Genomic DNA, 19,277 nt, shown 5'->3' on the forward strand with positions numbered 1-19,277 from the left:
GTGGGGACGCCCTCAAGGTAACGGCCATTACATCCGTGGCGTATCTACCGATTTACCCCTATGTCGGTGTTATGGAATGGCATGGAATTGCGGGTTCGCCTTGAGCCACTCCGCGCATCGCGGGCTGCGCTCTACGGCCTCGGCGTGCGCCGCCATGGCGAGGTCGATCACCATGGCCGCGGCCCTGGCGGCGGGGGCGTCGGTGTGCCAGCCGATCCGCTGCCGCCAGTGGAGCGGCGCTCCGGCGAGGGGCACCATGACGGTGCCGGGGACGAGCTGGAAGGTGGCCTGGCAGAGCACGACGGCGCGGTTCAGCTGCGCGAGGTAGACGCAGGTGGCGAGATCGGTCTCGTACATGGTGGCCGGGGTGAAGCCGGCCCGGGCGCACGCGGCGGCGAAGCAGTCGCCGAAGCAGCCGTCCCCCGGCGTGACCGCCCAGCTCTCGTCGGCGAGCCGGCCCAGCTCGATCTCGTCCGCGTCGGCGAGTGGATGGTCCTCGCTCAGCAGGACGAAGACCGGGACGGTACCGACGGTGCTCCACACCACGGGATCGCCGGCGGGCGGCGGGCTCTCCCCGCAGGTGCCCACCATGGCGAAGTCCAGCCGGCCGGTGACGAGCATCCCGGTGAGCTCCCGCGCGGACCACGAGGTGTAGGTGTTCACCGGGGTCTCCGGGCAGGTGGTGGTCAGCCGGGCGACGAGCCCGCCGAGGATGGGCCCGTTGGTGGCGCCCATCCGGAAGCAGGTGATGCCGTCGTACGTGTTGGCGAACCGCACCGCCTCCTCTTGAAGCTCCCGTACCGCGGGCAGGACCACGCGGGCCCTGCTCAGGACCAGCTCGCCGAGGGGCGTGGGGCGGGCGCCGTAGCGGTCGCGCTCGAACAGGGCGCCGCCGAGTGTGCGCTCGATGCGCTTGAGCTGCGCGGTCAGCGCGGGCTGGGCGAGGCCGAGCAGCGTGGCCGCCTTGGTGATGCTTCCCGCCTCCGCGACCGCGGTCACGATTTTCAGGTGACGCAGCTCGAGATCCATAGCCGGAAAGTACGGCGGTTGAGTTGTCTGTGCAATCAAGCTACGTCACGAAATCGCGATTGATTTCATTTTGGAGCGTGACATTTCGAATTCGGAGAGTGAATCGGTGGGCGGCTCCCCGTGGCCGCCCACCGATCACCCGGTCAGATCTTCTGCCAGAGCGCCGGGACGAGCGGCGGCTCCCAGCCGGGCAGCGCCGTGTGTCCCTGCAGGCAGCGGTACCGATCGCCGCCGTAGGTCACCACGTCGCCCGCGGTGTAGGTGGTGTAGGGCGCCCAGGTGTCGCCCTGCCCGCCGCCACCGCCGACGGTCAGCGTGAACGTCGCCGAGTGGTTGGCCGCCGTGCCGTTGCCGTTGACGGCGATCGTGTACGTGCCCGCCGTGGTCGTCGCCGAGGTGGCGATCGTCACCGTGGAGGACTGACCCGCGGTGACCGTGGACGGGCTGAACGAGACGGTGATCCCCGAGGGCGCGTTGGCCGACAGCGTGACGCTCTGCGCGTTTCCGCTGGTGACCTGGGTGCCGACGGTCGCCGTGGCCGACTGGCCGGCCTGGACGGAGGCCGACGACGGGCTCAGCGAGAGCGCGAAGTCGTCGGCCGGGGTCGGCGTGTCACCGACCGCGAGCTTCCACAGCGCCGCGGCGACGGCGTCGCTGTTCCGGTCGAGCGCGGTGGTGTTCACGTTCGCCGGGTAGCGGTCGCAGGACGCGTGGTAGCAGGAGTCGTACGCCTGGCCGGCCGTACCGCCCCACTTCTGCGCCTGCGTGGCGGTCTTCACGCCCTCGGCCCCGCTGAACAGGCCGCCGACCCGGACGCCCGCGTTCTTGAACGGCGCGTGGTCGCTGCGGCCGTCCGCGCCGGTCTCCGGCTCGGTCGCCACGTTGATCGAGGTGAAGTAGTCGGTGAAGACCTTCTGGATGGCGGCGTCGTCCTTGTAGACGAAGTAGCCCGGGTTGGGCGAGCCCAGCATGTCGAAGTTCAGGTACGACTCGACGCCGCCTGCGCCGCCGTTCTGCACGTAGTACGTGGAGCCGCGCATCCCCTGCTCCTCCGCGCCCCACCAGGCGAACCGTACGTGCTTGGTGAGCGTGGGGTTACGGGAGGCCAGGGCGAGCGCGACCTCGAGCAGCGCGGCGGAGCCGGAGCCGTTGTCGTTGACGCCGGGGCCGGCGGTCACGCTGTCGAGATGGCCGCCCAGCATCACCGTCGGGCCGGTCGGACCGGCCGGCCAGTCGGCGATCAGGTTCGCGTGGGTGGCTCCGTTGTAGGTGAAGTTCTGAATTCGCGTGGTGTATCCCGCGGCGTCCAGCTTGCCCTTGACGTAGTTCAGCGAGGCCGTGTAGCCCGCCGAGCCGGAGGCGCGGGTGCCGCCGTTGGCGGTCGCGATCGACTGGAGCTGGTTCAGGTGCGCGGTGACGTTGGCGACCGCGATGTCCGGGGCCCCGGTCGAGGGGACGCCGACCACCAGCGAGAACGCCGACTCCTTGGTGCCGCTCGCGCCGGTCGCGACGACCGTCAGCGGGTAGGTGCCGTTCGCGACGCCCGGCGACGTGCTGATCGTCAGCGTCGAGGACTGCCCGGAGTTGACCGTCGAGGGCGAGAAGGACGTGCTCACGCCGCTCGGCAGCGGGGTGCGGGTGCTGAGCGTCAGCGACTGCGCGCGGCCGGCCGTCACCGCGGTGGTCACGGTCGCGGTCACCGACTGTCCCGCCTGCACCGTCTTGGACGAGGGGTTGAGCGAGACCGAGAAGTCGTTGCCCGGCGTGGACGTGCAGGTCGGTTCACCGGCTTGCGCGGGCACGCTCACCGCGGCCCAGGCGGCCTTGGTCGCGTCGAACTCGGCGCAGCTTCCCGGGAAGAGCGACTTGGCGGCGTTCAGTGTGGCCACCCGCGCCTTGGCGTGCGTCCACGGGGCCGTCTTCATGTTCAGGCCGGCCTGGAAGATCTTGCCGGCCTTCTGGATGCCGATGCCCGTCACCGTGGTGCTGTTGCAGGTCGGGCTGGCCGGCTTGCCGCCGCCCGGGTTGCTGCCCTCGGCCAGCAGGTAGAACCAGTGGTTCTGCGGGCCCGCCGCCGCGTGCACCTCGGTGTTCGGGATCGAGGACGAGTAGCAGTTCGGGTCGCCGAGGGCGCCCGGGTTGTACATGTTGCGGATGGGCCCGGTGCCGGTGAGGTTGACCCCCTCGCCGACCAGGTAGTCCGGCGTGTCGTACGGCGCGGGCTCGTTCGCGTAGTGCTCGGTCAGCGCGCCGAAGATGTCGCCGGTCGACTCGTTCAGCCCGCCTTCCTCGTTGCTGCTGCTCTGCTGGGGGCTGCCGGAGTACTGGAAGACGGAGTGGCCGTACTCATGGGCGACCACGTCGATCGCGGTCGCCTGCTTGGCGTTCGACGAGTTGTGGCCGAAGTTCGTGTAGCTGCCGTTCCAGTACGCGTTGACGTCGCTGAGCCCGACCCGGGCCGGGAAGGCGCCGCCGGAGCCGTTGAAACCGTTGCGCCCGAGCCAGTCGCGCAACATGTCCCATTCCTTCTGCGCCGCGAACATCGCGTCGGCGCAGGCGGTCTCCAGGTCGGTGCCCGACCCGTTGCCCCAGGTGTCGGAAGCCTTGGTGTACGCGGTGCCGCTCTGGCCGCCGCACCGGAGCCCGGGCCGCGTCGGGTCGGTCATCGAGTACGACGAGCCGGACCCGGACGTGTTGAACGTCACCGGGCCGTTGTAGTTGCTGTTGCCGGTGCCGCCCTTCACCTCGTCCCAGGCGTCGAAGACCGAGCCGTCCCCTGCGTCCACGTAGACGTGCTGCACGCTCGGGCCCTTGCCGGTGGCGCCGGTGACCACGACCTCCCAGGCGAGGCGGGGCCGCTCGCCGACCGCGTGCACGAGGAGGGTGGGTTCGCCGACGCTTTCGACGACGGACAGCTTGGCCCTGGCCTTGGTCGCGGCCTCGCTCGCGGTGACCGAGGTCGTGGGGTCGATCTTGAGGGTGGAGCGCTGGCCGGTCGTGACCGCCTGGACGATCTGGCCCGACTTGTCGGTCGCCATCACGACGTCGCCGCCGTACACCGGCAGGCCCCGGTGTGTCCTCCGGTAGGTCAGGTACTGGAGGCCCTGGCTGCCGGCGACCGAGCGCTCGAGCTGGAACGTGTCGTCGGAGGAGGTGTGCAGCGCCGCCGCGTCGGTGAGGAGCGCGCCGCCCGCGCTGCTGATCGCCCGCTTGCGCTCGTCGGAGCTCGGCGGGTTGAAGGCCGGCGTGGGGTCGGGCGCGGACGCGGCCAGCGCGGAACCGACCAGCGCGGAACCGACCGGGCTCGATCCGGCCGGCACGGACCACGTCCGTGCCGCGGCTGAGGCGCCCGGTGCCGCGGCCAGCGAGGCGGCGGTCACGGCCGTCGCCAGCACGGCTGCGACACCGGGCCTGATCTTGGGATTCACTCTCGTGACTCCTCTGCAGGGGGGTGGGGGGAGCCCACGATGGGGGCTGCGTAAAGCTGACACCGAGAGCGCGAAGGCCGGTACCTTCCAAAAATCCATAGCGCCGAGATATGGAACCGGCGGCGTGGCCGTCCGGAGCCCGTCGGCGCGCTGCGCGTCCCGGCGCCACCAGGGGAGGTCCGCGGCGGCCGGTCGTCGTGCGCGGCCTTCGCCGGGGTCCTCCACAGGAGGGCTTCAGACCATCGTCCCGGTCCTTCTGGGCCTGCGGACGGAGGATCACCCCCACCTCGCGCCGCTTAAATGAAGCGACAGTTCCATGCCGTGAACGGCAACATGGATCCGTTTCGGGGGCGTCAGCGAGGAGCAGCAGTGCACAGTGTCCGTCGTGATCTCGGCCTGCTTCGGGATCGGCGTTTCGCCCTGCTGCTCGCCGCGCGCACCATCTCGGTGCTGGGCAGCGGCTTCGCGCCCGTCGCCCTCGCCTTCGGCGTGCTCGGGCTGCCGGGGGCGACGCCGACCACGCTGTCGGTGGTCCTCACCGCCGAGGCGCTGCCGATGATCGCGTTCATGCTCGTCGGCGGCGTCATCGCGGACCGGCTGCCCAGGAACCGCGTGATGATGGCGGGCGAGGGGCTCAACGCCGCGGCGTACTCCTGTCTCGCCGTGATGATGCTCACCGGCTGGACGCCGATCCCCGGCCTGGTGACGGCGGCGGCCATCAGCGGCATCGCGACCGCGATCTTCTTCCCCGCGCTGACCGGGATCGTGCCCGACGTCGTCCCCGCCGAGCGGCTGCAGACGGCGAACGCCCTGCTCGGGCTCGGCAGCAACATCTCGCGGGTGGCCGGGCTCGTCCTGAGCGGTGCGGCGGTGGTCCTGATCGGGGCCGGCTGGTCGCTCGCGGTCAGCGGCGCGATGTTCGCCGTGGCCGCCGTGCTGGTCGCCGCGCTGCGCCTCGCCTCGACGGAACGCGCCGCCACCGCCGAACGCCACTCGGTGCTCGCCGACCTGCGCGACGGCTGGCGCGAGTTCAGTTCCCGGCAGTGGCTGTGGGTGGTGGTCGCGCAGTTCTCCATCATGATCATCGCGATGCAGGCGGCCCACGGCGTCCTCGGCCCGCTGGTCGCCAAGGAGAGCCTGGGCGGCGCCCCCGCCTGGTCCGCCGTCCTCGCGGGCGAGGCCGTCGGCATGATCGCCGGCATCCTGGTGACCCTGCGGCTGCGGCCGCGCCGCCCCATCCTGGTCGCGACCATGCTCACCCTGCCGACGGCGCTGCCGTACCTGCTGCTCGGGGCGGCGGCTCCGCTGTGGACGGTGGTGGCTTCCGCGGTCGTGATGGGCATCTGCTTCGACATCTTCGGCGTGCTGTGGAACACCACGATGCAGCGGGAGGTGCCGCCGGAGGCGCTGTCGCGGGTCAGCTCCTACGACGCGCTGGGCTCGCTGATGTTCGGCCCGATTGGTCTGATGCTGGCCGGGCCAGTGGCGATCTCGGTCGGTCCGCGCCCGGCGCTGCTCGGCTGCGCGGCGATCGTCGCCGTGGTCTCCCTGCTCGCGCTGCTGTCTCCCGGCGTACGGAACCTGCGCGCGCCGCGTGACGAGCCGGGGACGGCAGTGCCGGACGCGGCCCCGGCGGAGGCCGGAGCCTAACTCTCCCCCGCACGCCCGCACGCGCGGTTCGGCTGGAGTTCCCGCTCGGCCGGGTCGGTCACTTCGCCGGAAGCGCGGTCCTCGCGAAGCCCGCTTCGCCGGGCCGACGTCGCGGTCCTCGCTCCCTTCCGCTCCGCTCCCTCCATCCGGCCCGAAGTGGTGACTATTTCGGCGCGTCCGATGACTTTGGGTAGCCGCCTGTCGCTTCGTGCGGAGCCGGTTCGGGGCGGTCGTCAAGATCAAGGCCGACTTAGACGGTTTCAGAGCCAAATCCGTGCCATCTTTCTCGTGTGATCTGTGTCACACTCCACGCCCTGACTTGAGAGGGTCCCAATGGTCAGGATTTGTGGCCAGATTTGCTGTCTGACCAGGTCAAACGGCGTTGTCTCCTTTTGATCATCTTTTCGATAACGAAATGGTCACTCGTCCGACCTGCGCAAATGATGACCTTGAACCGTCTTACGGGCAGTTGGTGTGGCTTGTAGGTTCTTGACCTGTCCTTAACTGACGGATGGGGCGCAGATGACGTCCCACGACAGCCCAAGGAGCTTTTCCCTTGAAGCGCACCCTCGCCATCGGCGGAACCCTCACCGGCCTCCTGGCCGCCGGACTGGTGGCCTCTCCGGCTCAGGCAGGCGGCTACAGCGTCAAGGAGACGCTGGCCGGCACCTCGCAGGCCGCACAGCAGGTCGCCTTCTTCTGGTCGGCGCAGATGCTGAAGCAGGCCACGCCGTACAACGTCGAGACCACGGTCGCGGCGAAGCACATCTCCAGCGGCGGGCCGTCCAAGAGCAGCAAGCCCGGCACCGTTCCGGCCATCGGGGATGAGAAGAAGTCGTCCTCGAAGTCCAAGAACGTCAACCTCCCGAAGACCACCGGCAAGGTTTTCTTCCTCGGGGCGGACAACCAGCCGCACTGGTGCACCGCCACCTCCCTGCAGTCCAAGTACCGCAACCTGGTCGCCACGGCGGGCCACTGCGTGTACGACACGGAGAGCAACAAGGCCACCCTCGACAAGTGGGTCTTCGTGCCCGGCTACTACCAGGGCAAGACCCCCTGGGGCATCTACGTCGGCAAGCAGGCCTTCACGCACTACGACTACGACGTCTACGAGGACGGCGACCGCGACTACGCGTTCGTGACCGTCTACAACGGCATCCAGCTCGCCGGTGACAAGGAAGTCGACAAGAAGACCTACGACGCCTACACCGGCGACAAGCAGATCCTCTCCGAGGAGGTCAGCGCCGCCGAGTTCGCCGCGAAGTACACCGAGGGCGGGCCGTACTGGAAGAAGGCGCTCGACCCCGAGAGCGTGGAGGTGGACCCGCCGGCTGACGGCCACGCCAAGCACGACGAGTACTACACCAAGGGCATCGACGGCATCAAGCTGACCGCCGTCGAGGTCGACGCCAAGGCCTACAAGGCGGCCCCGGACGGCACCACCGCCATGAAGAACGGCGAGAAGTGCCCGAACTGGTGCGGCCACCAGAGCGACGCGTGGACCCGGATCTCCATGATCGAGTACCACAAGCTCAAGCGGGACAAGAACTTCCTGGGCGACCTCAAGGTGGCGCGCGGCAAGCGCTACGTCGAGGCGTACAAGAAGCAGTACTTCCTCAAGCGGTGGATCAAGACCAGCACCCCGGAGAAGTACTACAAGGACCACTACTACATCCGCGCGGTCTCCAACGTCGGCCGCCTGGGCGACAAGGTCGGCGGCCAGGGCCTGGCCTACAACCAGAAGCTCGGCAAGAACGTCTACGTCTTCGGCTACCCGAGCGGGTCGCACCCGGACGGCAACCACGCCTACACCGGCCAGACCCTCAAGTGGAGCTACGGCAAGACGTTCGCCGCCAAGGCGCCCGCGATCAAGGCCGAGGAACTGGTCGCCGTGAAGTCCTCCTTCACCGGTGAGGGCTCCCTCGGCTCGGCGTGGCTGCTCAATTACAAGAACAACCGCCGCCTCGGCTACCTGAACGGCGTGACCATCGCCGTGGCCGACCGTGACGGCAACAAGCGGATCGACACCAGCATGTCCCCGTACTTCGACGGGGAGACCTACGGCGTCTACAAGCAGGCCGCCAACGTCTGGTCGGGTTCGATCGTCTAGTTCCCCCTATCGGGTGATTCCGCCCGTCAGGGAAGCACGACCTAGGGATGACTCCTAGGGAAAAAGGGATGCCAACGGGGTCCGGCGCTCGGCGCCGGGCCCCGGTTCGGCGTTCCTGACATGGTCCTCAGTCGCCCGCGGCGTCCACGCCTCCCGTGCGGAACCGCGCCACGTCGGCCTCCCGCAGTTCGAGACCGAGGCCGGGGCGGGACAGGTCGGGCCGCAGCACGCCCTCGACCGGTTCATGGAAGCCGTCGAAGAACATCGACTCGATCCTGACGTGGTCGTGGAACCACTCCAGGTGCCGGACGTTCGGCGTCGCCAGCGCGACGTGCAGGTGCAGCTGCGGCGCGCAGTGCCCGGACACGTCGAGGCCGCGCGCGGCGGCGAGCGCGGCGGCCCGCCGCCACTCCAGCATCCCGCCGCACCGGGTGACGTCGATCTGCAGGCAGTCGACCGCGCCGGCCAGCCGCCGGAAGGTGTACAGGTCGCAGCCGTACTCCCCCGCCGCGACGTCGGCGCGCACCGCGTCGCGGACCCGGCGCAGGCCCGCGATGTCGTCGGAGGTGACCGGCTCCTCGAACCACCGGACGTCCCACTCCTCCATCGCCCGGCCCATCCGGATCGCCTGTTTCGACGTGTACGCTCCGTTGGCGTCGACGTACAGCTCCGCGTGGTCGCCGACGGTCTCGCGGGCCTGCCATACGCGCCGGAGGTCGCGTTCCTCCCGGGTGCCCCGGCCTTCGCCGATCTTGAGCTTCACCCGCGAGATCCCCTGGTCGTGGACCCAGCCGCCGAGCTGCGCGGCCAGGACCGCGTGGGGATAGGTGGTGAAGCCGCCGCTGCCGTAGACGCGCACCCCTTCGGCCGCCTGGCCGAACAGCGCGCAGAGCGGCACACCGAGCAGCCGCGCCTTCAGGTCCCACAACGCGGTCTCGACGGCCGAGATCGCGTACCCGCACACGCCCGCCCGGCCGTCGTCGCGGACCTTGCGGACCATCTCCTGGAAGGTGCCGGGTACGTCGAACGCGTTCCGGCCGATCACCACCGGGGCCAGCTCGGCGCGGGCGACCGCGGCGCACGCCGCGGCGCCGTACGTCCAGCCGAGGCCGCTCTGCCCACCACCGGTGACCTGGACCACGACGACGGTCGTTCGGTCCCAGGCCAGCGTGCCGTCGGCCTCCGGCCGGTCGGTCGGCACGGTGTAGGCGGTCGCGCGCAGGCTCCGGATCGGCGTCATCGCGAGCCGGAGGTCCGATCCGCCGGCACCGGCATCAGCCGCCGCGCCTGCTGGGGCAGCGCGCCGGAGACGGCCTCCCGCCATGCCTGGTCCAGCGCCTCGGCGAGATGGATCGGCCGCCGCCCGATCTGCGCCTGCTCGATCTGCGTACGGCAACTGAACCCGTCGGCGAGGACGAGCGCGTGCGGCGGGGCGGCGCGCAGCGCGGGGAGCAGGGCGTCCTCGGCGCACGCCATCGACACGGCGTGGTGGCCGTCCTCGAACCCGAAGTTCCCGGCGAGCCCGCAGCATCCGGCGTCGAGCACGGTCAGCCCCGCCCCGGCCGCCTCAAGCAGCCGCCGGTCCGCGTCGAACCGCATGACCGCGTGCTGGTGGCAGTGCGGCTGCGCGACGACCTCGCGGTCCATCGGCGGCGGCTCCACGCCGTGCTCGTCCAGCAGCTCGGCGAGCGTACGCGTCTGGTCGCGCAGCCGCCTGACGTCGAGGTCGTGCGGCATCAGCTCGGCGGCGTCGGAGCGGAACACGGCCGTGCAGGACGGTTCGAGGCCGACGATCGGCAGGCCCGCCCTGATCTCCTCGCGGAGCACCGCGAGAGTCCGCTCGATCACCTTGCGCGCGACGCCGAGCTGCCCGGTGGAGATCCAGGTCAGGCCGCAGCACGCCGCCGCGCGCGGCAGCCGTACGGTGAACCCGGCCCGCTCCAGGACCCGGACCGCGGCCACACCGACCTCGGGGTGGAAGTTGTCCATGAAGGTGTCCGGCCAGAGCAGCACCTCGCCCCGGTGGCCGTCGCCGCGCGGCCCCCGGCGGCGGTAGGACCGGCTGAACCTGGCGGCGGCGAAGGGCGGGAGCGCCCGCTCCAGCGCGATGCCGCCGGCGCGCTTGACCAGCTCGTCCAGCGGAGGCGTTCCCATGATGAAGTTGACCAGGGCGGGCGCGAGCGCCGCGAGGCGCGCCCACACCGGCAGCCACCCCATCGAGTAGTGGGCGCGCGGGCGCAGCCGCCCGGCGTAGTGGTGGGCCATGAACTCGGCCTTGTACGTCGCCATGTCCACGTTGACCGGGCAGTCGCTCTTGCAGCCCTTGCAGGCCAGGCACAGGTCGAGGGCGTCCATCACGGCCTCCGAGCGCCAGCCGTCCTCGATCACGCCGCCGTTCACCATCTCGAACAGCAGCCGGGCCCGGCCTCGGGTGGAGTGCTTCTCCTCGCGGGTCGCGCGGTAGCTCGGGCACATGACGCCGCCCTCCTCGCGGCGGCACTTGCCGACGCCGACGCAGCGCAGCGCCGCCCGCGCGAACGAGCCCCGGTCGTGCGGGTAGGCGAAGTGTGTGTCGAGGTGGGGCGGCGCGTAGTCCGTGCCCAGGCGCAGGTTCTCGTCCATCCGGTACGGCTCGTCGCCCGAGAGGCGGACCAGCTTCCCGGGGCTCATCCGCTCGCGCGGGTCGAAGACCGCCTTGAACTCGGCGAACGCCGGCATGAGCTCGGGGCCGAACATGGTGGGCCACAGCTCGCCCCGGGCCTGCCCGTCCCCGTGCTCGCCGGACAGGGAGCCGTTGTAGGAGACGGCGAGGTCGGCCGCCCGCTCCACGAACTCCCGATATTTCCTGATCCCCTCGGCCGTGACCAGGTCGAACGGCATCCGGGTGTGCACGCACGCCTGCCCGAAGTGCCCGTACAGCGTGGACGCCTCGGCGTAGCCGTACTCCTCCTGGAGCCGGTGCAGATCGCGCAGATAGGCACCGAGATCCTCCGGGGCGACCGCCGAGTCCTCCCAGCCGGGCCAGGTGTCGGGTTCGAGCGGCACCCAGGCGGTCGCGCCGAGACCGGCCTCGCGGATCTGCCACAGCTCGTCCTCGTGCCGGGGGTCGCCGAAGAAGCGCACGGCGGCGTGACTGAGCTCCTCGGCCAGGTCCCGCGCCCTGGCGTCCGCCTCGTCCTGGGTGTCCGCCCCGAACTGCACGATCAGCCAGCCCGCGCCCTCGGGCAGCAGCCGTAGCGCCTCGGCGTTGAGATGCTTGCGCTTCTCGAAGCCGATCAGCTTGTCGTCCAGCCCCTCCAGGGCGAGCGGCTTGTGCGGCAGGATCGCGGGCACCGCGTCCGCCGCCTCGAAGATCGAGGGGTAGCCGAAGACGACCATCGCCCGCGCCTTCGGCCGGTTCACCAGCCGCATCCGCGCCCGCAGGATCGTGACCAGGGTGGACTCCGACCCGACCAGCGCGTTCGCGAGGTCGAAGCCGTTCTCCGGCAGGAGGGCGTCGAGGTTGTATCCCGAGACCCGGCGCGGGATGGCGGGGAAGCGGCGCCGGATCTCCTCGCCGTACCGCTCGGCGATCGAGCGCAGCCGCGCGGTCATCTGCGCGGGCACGTCGCCGCCGCCCGGCCCCGCCCAGAAGCGGTCGCCGTCGTACGTCAGCACGTCGAGGCCGAGCACGTTGTCGGACATCTTGCCGAACGCCTGGGCGGTGGAGCCGCAGGAGTTGTTGCCCAGCATCCCGCCGATGGTGCAATGGTCGTGTGTCGCCGGCCGGGGCCCGATCATGAGGTCGTACTCGGCGACGCGCGCGTTGAGCGTGTCGAGCACGATGCCCGGTTCGACCGTCACGCTCTTGGCGTCGGGGTCGATCTCGACGATCCGGTCGCAGTACTTGGACCAGTCGATGACGACGGCCGCGTTGCAGCACTGCCCGCCGAGGCTGGTGCCGCCGCCGCGTGACAGCACCGGGACGTCCTGCTCGCGGCACATCGCCACCGCCTCCATGGCGGCCTCCACGGTGCGCGGGACGACCACGCCGACCGGCACCTGCCGGTAGTTGCTCGCGTCGGTGGAGTACAGCGCGCGGCTGCCGTCGTCGAACCTGACCTCGCCGTCCACGCGGCGGCGCAGCTCGCTTTCGAGCAGAAGGTTGCGGGAAGCCATGATCTAGTCGCCCTTCTGCCGGATCCGGTCCTTGAACAGCGTGGTCGCGATCGCCGCCTTGTGCGGCCGACCGCGCAGGAACGCCTCGGTGAACTTCTTGGCCTGCCGGCAGGTCACCTTGCCCGGCACGTCGCCGGGCAGGCCGAAGACCGTGCCGACGCCCCAGGTGGCCGGCCGTTCGATCAGAGATTCCGCCACTATTCGGGCCATGGGCCCGCAATTACCCCTGTCGGCCCAGGTCATGCCCGGGCGAACGTCCGCCGGTACGCCGTAGGAGTTGTCCCGACAATGCGGAGGAAGTGACGGCGGAGCATCGTGGTGGTCCCGAAGCCGCACCGGCCGGCGATCTGCTCCACGGACAGCTCTCCGGCTTCCAGCAGCCGCTGCGCCTCCGCGACCCGCTGCGCGACGAGCCAGCGGGCCGGGGTCGTCCCCGTCGCCTCGGTGAAGTGGCGGGCGAACGTGCGCGGCGCCGAGCGGGCCCGTCTGGCCAGGTCGGCCACGGTCAGCGGCCGGTCGAGGTGCGCCCTCGCCCAGTCCATGGTCTCGGCCAGCGCGGACCTCGTCGTGGTGACCGGCGGGACCGGGCGCTCGATGAACTGCGCCTGCCCCCCGGTCCGGTGCGCCGCGGCCACCATGCGGCGGGCGATGGCGTTGGCCACGGTCGCGCCGTGCGACCGCCGGACGAGTTCGAGGCAGAGGTCGGGCCAGGGCCAGGCTTGGGGGCATGAGAGAGATCGACACCAACGCCGCCCTGATCGTCATCGACGTGCAGAAGGGCTTCGAGGACGCCTTCTGGGGACGCAGGGACAATCCGGACGCCGAGAAGAACATCGCCGCGCTGATCCGCGCCTGGCGCGCCGCGGAGCGGCCGGTCGTGCTCGTCCAGCATGCCACGCAGCGGACTCTCGACGAGCAGGGCCAGTTGTGGCTGGCGTTCGACGACTCGGTACGCGCCGTGCTGTCCAAGGGAAAGATCGAATGACGGGCGACTCTGACGACTACTTCGAGGAGCTGGCGGAGCGGCTGCGCGCCGCGGGCGTCCCGGCGGACCGGGTGGCCGCCACGATCGACGACCTGGCCGCCCACCTTGACGAGACCGGGGCCGAGGCCGAGGCCGAGTTCGGCCCCGCGGCCGACTTCGCCGCCGAACTCACCGCGCGTACGGCCGACGAGGGCGAGGCGCCGCCGCAGGCGAGGGAGTGGCGGTGGACCGCCGACATCTTCCAGGACCGGCAGATGCTCGACCACTTCGGGCAGCAGGGCTGGGAGGTCGAGCGGGTGGACGGCCTCGGCCGTTTCGTCTGCCGCCGCGACGCCGAGCGCCCGCTTCAGTGGGAGTACCGCCGTGAGCGGGTCCCGGTCGGGGGACGCCGCGCGCTGAGCGCCCGCCTCGCCCCCGAAGGCTGGGAGCCGTGTGGCTCCTGGATGTACTTCGAATACTTCAAGCGCCCCGCCTCCGCCAGCGCGGGCCCGGCCGCCGAGGTCGCCTCGCCTCCGGACGCCCCCAGGCGACGCACCTTCTTCAGCCGCCGCTTCTACGCCTTCTCGGCGGCATATCTCGCTTTCCTGGCGGTGGTCGGTGTCGTCCTGATCAAGACGGGCGCGAGCGACGGCGGATCGGGCTTCCTCGTCGGGGTCGCCACCGGGGTGCTCCTCGCGGCCGCCTTCATCGCCGTACGCGCTCGCGGCCCGCGATAGCCGTACGCCGGAGGTCTGCCGATTCGGTATATCAGGGCATCTGTCAGTGCATGTACGGATGCACGTGCAAATGTGGAGGGTCGTAGTCTTGCCCATGATCAAGAGAGAGTGAGGCATGGATGACCGATTTCCCCAACGGAGCGTCGTGCGCCGAACTGGGCGACCTTCCCTGGCGCAAGAGCCGGTACAGCAACCCGAACGGCAACTGCGTCGAACTCGCGCCGCTGCCCGGCGGCGGCGTGGCGATGCGGAACTCGCGACACCCCGAGGGGCCCGCGCTCGTTTACCGAGCCGCGGACCTGCGTCTCTTCGCCCACGCGGTCAAGGCCGGCGAGTTCGACGATCTGCTCGGCGACTGAGCTTTCCTCAGCCGATTGTCCGCAGGATGTGTCAGGCGGCCCTCGCCGGTTAGTAGAGGTAACGGCAAAAGAGACGAAAGCCGCAGACGGCGAGAGGCGGTGGACGAGGTGTCGGGCACCCTCCTGAGCCTGGAGTTCGACCGCAGCACGATCACAATGGTCCGGCACATGGTCACCGACTCGGCCCGCAACGCCGGCCTGACCGGCATGGCGCTGGAGGACTACGTTCTCGCCGTGCACGAGGCGGTCACCAACGCCGTCCGGTACGGCAACGCCCCCCGGGGCATCGCCATGTGGAGAGAGCCGGGCGTGCTGCGCTGCGAGGTCACCGACAGCGGGCCGGGCATCCCCGACCGCTCGCTGCATCGCAAGCGCCTGTCTCGGTTCGATTTCGGCGGCCGCGGGATCTGGCTGATGCACCGGCTCTCCGATGTCAACATCCGGACCGGGCCCGAAGGTACGAGGGTGCTCCTGTCCACCCCCGTCTCCTGAGAACGTTTTTTACTCAGGGCGGATCCGGCGATGGTTGTCCGAAAAGCCGCCGACCTCGCTCGTGTCGCCGGGATTAGCGTGTCCGTGACCTGGGCAATCTCACGTAGTACACCGTTCGTCGCGAATCGTACGGCCTGCCATACGGACCGATTGGCCCTTGGGATAAGGTCCAACCGGTTCCATCGTGAGCAGGGCTGAACGTCCATCCCTTGCTAGGCTGCAGGGAACCGTAGAACCGGGCGTTGTCTCACCCGGCAGGTGAGACCGTCATAGAAGTGGGGTCACACCGTGAAGAAGCTGCTCGTTCTGGCGCTGGTCGCTCTTGGGGGACTGCTCGTCTGGCGCAAGGTGCAGGCGGACCGCGCCGAGCTGGACCTGTGGACTGAGGCCACCGGCAGCGAGAACTGACCACCGGGGGTGGACCTTGATCGTGGGGAAGGAACGGGTATGACGCCCGTACGGCTGGTCTGCCTTGACCTGGCCGGCACCACGATCGGCGACATCGCGATGGTGGAAAGGGCGTTCGCTGAGGCGATCGCCACCCAGGGCATCGTCCCCGGGACCGGTGCGTACGCGCGCGCCATGGTGCACGTGCACAGGTCCCGGGGCTGCCCGACGATCGACGTCTTCCGCGGCATCTTCCCGGGCAACGAGGCCCAGGCACAGGCAGCGAACCTCACGTTCGAGCGCGCCTACGAGGGGGCCATCGAGCGGACGGGGCTGTTCCCGCTTCCCGAGGCCGTCGAGGCGCTGCGACAGCTCCGCGAGGCCGAGATCAAGATCGCCTTGGTCACCGGCTTCACCCGATCCACTCTCGGACGTGTCCTGGGCACGCTCGGCTGGGCCGGAGAGCTCGACTTCGCCCTCTGCCCCGAGGACTGCTCCGGACGGGGCCGCCCCTTCCCGGATCTGATCCTCACCGCCCTGTTACGCGCCGGCCTCGAGGACGTACGCGAGGTGGCCGTTCTCGGCGACTCGGAGAACCACATGCTCGCCGGCAGACGCGCGGGCGCCTCGATCGTCGCGGGGATGCTGTCCGGCGGCCACAGCCGTGAGCGCCTCATCGACGGCGGCGCCACCCACATCGTCGAGTCGGTTGCGGAGTTCCCCGCTCTGCTCACCGCCACCGAAGGGGTCGGCGCGCACCACGCTGCCACTTCCGCCCGGTAAGCTTTCCCTAGCACCAGGGGCCTTAGCTCAGTTGGCAGAGCGCCTGCTTTGCAAGCAGGATGTCAGGAGTTCGAATCTCCTAGGCTCCACTTATGCGTTAGCCCAGGTAGGGGACGGTTTCCCCGACCTGGGCTTTGATCTTTATTCGGCCTTCTTCGGCTTCCGTGCCCGCTGCGTGCCCGATCCGCTTTTGAGTTGTCCTCGTGCGAGGGAGTCGAGCCGGTCGGCCACCTCGCGTTGCCGTTCGTGTGAACCGTGCTGATAGATCATCGCGGCGCGCGTGCTGGAGTGGCCCATGCGGTCCATCAGCTCCCGGATCGACGCGCCCGCGTTCGCGGCGAGGGTGTTGCCCGTGTGCCGGAGATCGTGAAAGTGAATCTTGGCCAGGCCCGCATCGGTGAGCGCCTTGCCCCAGAAACGGCGGTTGAAGTTGCTGTTCCACAGGGGGCCGTCATCTGGTCCGACGAAGATCAGGCCGTCGTCGCCGTCCTGGGCGAAGTCCTTGATGTGCGCGCGAAGGTCTTGCGCGATCAACTCGGGGAAGACGACCGTCCTCTTGCCGGCGGCCGACTTGGGTTCGGTGAAGACCAGGCCCTGGCCGGTGATCCTGATCAGTTGCCGTTCGACCCTTACGGTTCCGGCGTCCAGGTCGACGTCTCGCCGTCGCAGGCCGGTCAGCTCACCCCATCGCAGACTGCCGAAAGTTCCGAGAAGTACCAGGGCGCGGAACCGCGGTTCGATCGCGTCGGCCAGGGCGTAGACCTGGGCCACGGTCAGCACGGGACGTTCCGGTGACTTCTCCTGTCCCGCGCCCTTGATCCGGCACGGGTTTCGCCGGACGAGCAGGTCATCCACCGCCGTGTTGAAGATGGCCTTGAGCAGCCGGTACGCCTTGGCGGTGGTGACCGCGCTGACGCCGTTGTCAAGCAGATCTTTGCGCCAGCGCCGTACGTGGGCGTCTTTGATGTCGGCCAGTGCCCGAGCTCCGAAGGTTGGCTTGAGGTGCAGGCGGAACAGGTAGTCGTACAGCTCGACGGTTCGAGGGCGGAGGTTGGGCCGTTCCTCGATCCATGACCGGGCGTACTCCAAGAACACGATCTTTCCGGCGTCCGGGTCGAGCCAGTCCCCTGCGAGGATCTCCGCTTCCTTCTGGACCAGCCAGGTTTCCGCGTCCTTCTTGCGATCGAAGGTCTGTGGTGCGGGGCGGTCGACGTTGTCCGGCCCGGCATATCGAGCCTGCCAACGCCCGGAGGACAGTTGCCGAACGCGGCCGAATCGGCGTTTCGCCATCAGGCAGCCCTCCCCCGCCGCTTGACGATCGGTTCGACGACCCCGGCCCTGATGAAGGCGTTGAGCGCTGACTCTGGAATGCGCACGTTCCGTCCGATGCGGACGAAGGTGATCCGGCGTTCCTCGATCAGCCGCCGAGGGAAGCGCACGGAGGTGCTGAGCCGCTCGGCCACCTCGTCGACGGTGAGCAACCGGTCCGTCGTGATGTCCGGGAGTGTCGCCCCCTCCCGCTGTGTCCTCCTGTTCATGCCGCCTCCTCTCTGACTGCCGAAAGATCTTGTCCGTCTGCTTGGGCTTCGAGCTCTCGCAAGTGGTTGCGCCATCGCTGACGTTCGTGGACCGAGCGCAGGAGCCGCACGCCGATGGGGTCGAGGCCGGGATCACCGGGCTTGACCGGCCGCCAGACGTACCGGTGCGGATCGACCGGCTCGTCAGACAGGCCGAGGGCTTCCAGCACCCAGGTACGGCGGTCGTGCTTGTGCTCCGTGAGGGTCTTGTTCGACCACTTCCGGGAGACCAGGACGCGGCGTCCGGCGTAGCCGAGGTGTTCGGGCTTGTGCGCCTTGCTCCGGCATCGGCCAGGGATCATGCCCGGCTTGGCGTTCTTGGGCTGGACTCCGTAGCGGAGCCAGTTCGGGCAGGTGGGTGAGCACGGCTCATATCGGAGGGTGTTGCCGAGACGTTCCGCGTGCTCCCGTTGCGCGGAGTCGTCCGGGTCGATCGCGTCGCCGATGGACTTGGTCAGGTACTTCGACAGGTAGCGGATGCACGTGTCCGCGTCGGTGGTCCCGGCCAGGACGCCTTGGACGTCGAGCTGTGGACCAAAGCGGAGCACGTGCAGGGGTTCGGCCTCGTCGTCCTGGTCGAGTTCGTCGAGTGCTTCATCCCAGGTGGACAGGACTTCACCGGTTGTCGGGTCGAGGTAGCCGGCCCCGTCCGCCCAGACGGGCAGGTGGTCCCCCTCGAATCTCACGGTGTCGACGGACGGCCACCACACCTGGTGGTACGTGGCCGCCGCGATCTGCTTGATCTCCGCACGGGGGAGATGGCCCCGGACGGCCATGTGCAGATGCGGCGCGAGCCGCTTCTGCGGCTCGACCGAGGCGAAGTACTGGACATCGAACCCGGCCACGCGGCGGAGGTTCTGTACGAAGCGGTCCACAAGCTTGGAGAAGTGCAGCGCGTCCCGAGCCGCCCGCGAATAGTCATACGTGCTCGGATCGACGGGTGCGCCGTTCTTCCTGACCCGCCCGTAGGAGGGCAGGGTGAGCGTGATGAACATCGACGGCCGGAACGTCTTACCGTCCGCACCGGTGAAGGTCCGCCCGAGCGTCGTGGCGTTCATGGTCCGCTTGGGCAGGTCCGGGGCGTCCTGCCGCCGACGGGTCGAACGAGACCGCTTCCCCGTCGTACGGCCGAGGACCGTGCCGCGCATCCCGGCCCGGTTAATCTCGTCGTCCAGGTCGCCTATCGTCGCGTCCAGGTCGGTGGTGTCGTCGCCGGCCTTTTCCGCCTCATCCCGCCAAGCCTGGGCATCGGCCCGGAGTTCGACGAGGTAGCGCTGATAGTCGTCGGCCTCATCGGGGGTGTTGACCGGCTCGTGGTCGAGGTGCCAACCCTCCCGGCACTGGGCCATCCGAAGCTGCCGGTTCCGCTTCGCGCACGGAGGGCACTTGCTCTCCAAGGTCGCCCCGCACGGCACGTCGATCGTTTCGACCTTGCCCGTGTAGGTGTCGAGCCGCCGGAGGGCGATGGGGCGGATGCACACGCCGTACTGCTTGGCGATCTCTTCGACGACCTCGCGAGCGAGTGGCTGGGCCATACGCAGTGCACGGGGCGTGGCCCGATTGGTGAGCTGGGCCGAGGTTGAGGAATCGGAGGTGGGGCCGG

Annotated in this window: 17 protein-coding genes and 1 tRNA gene; 9 read left to right on the forward strand and 9 right to left on the reverse strand. The window is 69.6% G+C overall.

What is annotated here, in order from left to right; all coding sequences use genetic code 11:
* Window positions 1-69: 69 nt before the first annotated feature.
* Window positions 70-1,029 (reverse strand): LysR family transcriptional regulator, encoded by a 960-nt coding sequence (locus ACQP1V_RS00130; protein WP_433417488.1) that lies wholly within the window; start codon window positions 1,027-1,029, stop codon window positions 70-72.
* 143 nt (window positions 1,030-1,172) lie between these two features.
* A complete protein-coding gene (locus ACQP1V_RS00135) occupies window positions 1,173-4,457 on the reverse strand; it encodes a M28 family peptidase (protein WP_433417491.1) in 3,285 nt (1,094 codons plus the stop codon).
* Window positions 4,458-4,826: 369 nt separating this feature from the next.
* Here ACQP1V_RS00135 and ACQP1V_RS00140 point away from each other — a divergent pair, with 369 nt between their 5' ends.
* On the forward strand, window positions 4,827-6,107 hold the full coding sequence (locus ACQP1V_RS00140; protein ID WP_433417494.1) for an MFS transporter: 1,281 nt from the start codon (window positions 4,827-4,829) through the stop codon (window positions 6,105-6,107).
* Between the two features lie 556 nt (window positions 6,108-6,663).
* Window positions 6,664-8,217 (forward strand): trypsin-like serine peptidase, encoded by a 1,554-nt coding sequence (locus tag ACQP1V_RS00145; RefSeq protein WP_433417497.1) that lies wholly within the window; start codon window positions 6,664-6,666, stop codon window positions 8,215-8,217.
* A 127-nt stretch (window positions 8,218-8,344) separates the two neighbouring features.
* On the opposite strand, the gene ACQP1V_RS00150 is transcribed toward ACQP1V_RS00145, so the two are convergent.
* Genes ACQP1V_RS00150 through ACQP1V_RS00165 form a run of 4 tightly spaced genes read right to left on the reverse strand, consistent with a single transcriptional unit; the run spans window position 8,345 to window position 13,037 of the window.
* Entirely contained in the window at window positions 8,345-9,457 is a 1,113-nt protein-coding gene (locus ACQP1V_RS00150; RefSeq protein ID WP_433417500.1) for an enolase C-terminal domain-like protein, read from the reverse strand.
* The gene (locus ACQP1V_RS00155; protein WP_433417503.1) at window positions 9,454-12,375 is read right to left on the reverse strand and encodes an FAD-binding and (Fe-S)-binding domain-containing protein; all 2,922 of its coding nucleotides are present in this window, start codon (window positions 12,373-12,375) and stop codon (window positions 9,454-9,456) included. The genes ACQP1V_RS00150 and ACQP1V_RS00155 overlap by 4 nt, the downstream gene beginning before the upstream one ends.
* Window positions 12,376-12,378: 3 nt before the next feature.
* On the reverse strand, window positions 12,379-12,573 hold the full coding sequence (locus ACQP1V_RS00160; protein ID WP_433417506.1) for a hypothetical protein: 195 nt from the start codon (window positions 12,571-12,573) through the stop codon (window positions 12,379-12,381).
* Between the two features lie 41 nt (window positions 12,574-12,614).
* Complete coding sequence (locus ACQP1V_RS00165; protein WP_433417509.1) at window positions 12,615-13,037, reverse strand: helix-turn-helix domain-containing protein; 423 nt, start codon at window positions 13,035-13,037, stop codon at window positions 12,615-12,617.
* Between the two features lie 65 nt (window positions 13,038-13,102).
* Between ACQP1V_RS00165 and ACQP1V_RS00170 the strand changes: the two genes are divergently transcribed.
* The 7 genes from ACQP1V_RS00170 (at window position 13,103) to ACQP1V_RS00200 (ending at window position 16,186) form a co-directional block, all read left to right on the forward strand.
* On the forward strand, window positions 13,103-13,360 hold the full coding sequence (locus tag ACQP1V_RS00170; RefSeq protein WP_433417512.1) for an isochorismatase family protein: 258 nt from the start codon (window positions 13,103-13,105) through the stop codon (window positions 13,358-13,360).
* The gene (locus ACQP1V_RS00175) at window positions 13,357-14,076 is read left to right on the forward strand and encodes a hypothetical protein (RefSeq protein ID WP_433417515.1); all 720 of its coding nucleotides are present in this window, start codon (window positions 13,357-13,359) and stop codon (window positions 14,074-14,076) included. The genes ACQP1V_RS00170 and ACQP1V_RS00175 overlap by 4 nt, the downstream gene beginning before the upstream one ends.
* 119 nt (window positions 14,077-14,195) lie before the next feature.
* Window positions 14,196-14,435, forward strand: a complete 240-nt coding sequence (locus ACQP1V_RS00180; protein WP_067137506.1) for a DUF397 domain-containing protein — start codon at window positions 14,196-14,198, stop codon at window positions 14,433-14,435.
* 99 nt (window positions 14,436-14,534) lie between these two features.
* Window positions 14,535-14,927 (forward strand): ATP-binding protein, encoded by a 393-nt coding sequence (locus tag ACQP1V_RS00185; protein WP_067137504.1) that lies wholly within the window; start codon window positions 14,535-14,537, stop codon window positions 14,925-14,927.
* Between the two features lie 288 nt (window positions 14,928-15,215).
* Window positions 15,216-15,335 carry a DLW-39 family protein gene (locus ACQP1V_RS00190; RefSeq protein ID WP_211264163.1) on the forward strand — a complete coding sequence of 40 codons (120 nt, stop codon included), beginning with the start codon at window positions 15,216-15,218 and terminating at the stop codon, window positions 15,333-15,335.
* A 39-nt stretch (window positions 15,336-15,374) separates the two neighbouring features.
* Complete coding sequence (locus tag ACQP1V_RS00195; protein WP_433417519.1) at window positions 15,375-16,097, forward strand: HAD family hydrolase; 723 nt, start codon at window positions 15,375-15,377, stop codon at window positions 16,095-16,097.
* Between the two features lie 16 nt (window positions 16,098-16,113).
* Window positions 16,114-16,186 (forward strand) — tRNA-Ala (locus ACQP1V_RS00200).
* Between the two features lie 52 nt (window positions 16,187-16,238).
* On the opposite strand, the gene ACQP1V_RS00205 is transcribed toward ACQP1V_RS00200, so the two are convergent.
* The 3 genes from ACQP1V_RS00205 to ACQP1V_RS00215 are packed head-to-tail and all read right to left on the reverse strand — an operon-like array spanning window position 16,239 to window position 19,209.
* Window positions 16,239-17,387, reverse strand: a complete 1,149-nt coding sequence (locus ACQP1V_RS00205) for a tyrosine-type recombinase/integrase (protein ID WP_433417522.1) — start codon at window positions 17,385-17,387, stop codon at window positions 16,239-16,241.
* Entirely contained in the window at window positions 17,387-17,635 is a 249-nt protein-coding gene (locus ACQP1V_RS00210) for an excisionase family DNA-binding protein (RefSeq protein ID WP_433417525.1), read from the reverse strand. Before ACQP1V_RS00210 ends, ACQP1V_RS00205 begins: the two co-directional genes overlap by 1 nt.
* Window positions 17,632-19,209, reverse strand: a complete 1,578-nt coding sequence (locus tag ACQP1V_RS00215) for a replication initiator (protein ID WP_433426133.1) — start codon at window positions 19,207-19,209, stop codon at window positions 17,632-17,634. Before ACQP1V_RS00215 ends, ACQP1V_RS00210 begins: the two co-directional genes overlap by 4 nt.
* Between the last annotated feature and the right edge of the window lie 68 nt (window positions 19,210-19,277).

The organism is Microtetraspora malaysiensis, from assembly GCF_050947145.1.
GTDB lineage: Bacteria > Actinomycetota > Actinomycetes > Streptosporangiales > Streptosporangiaceae > Microtetraspora_A > Microtetraspora_A malaysiensis.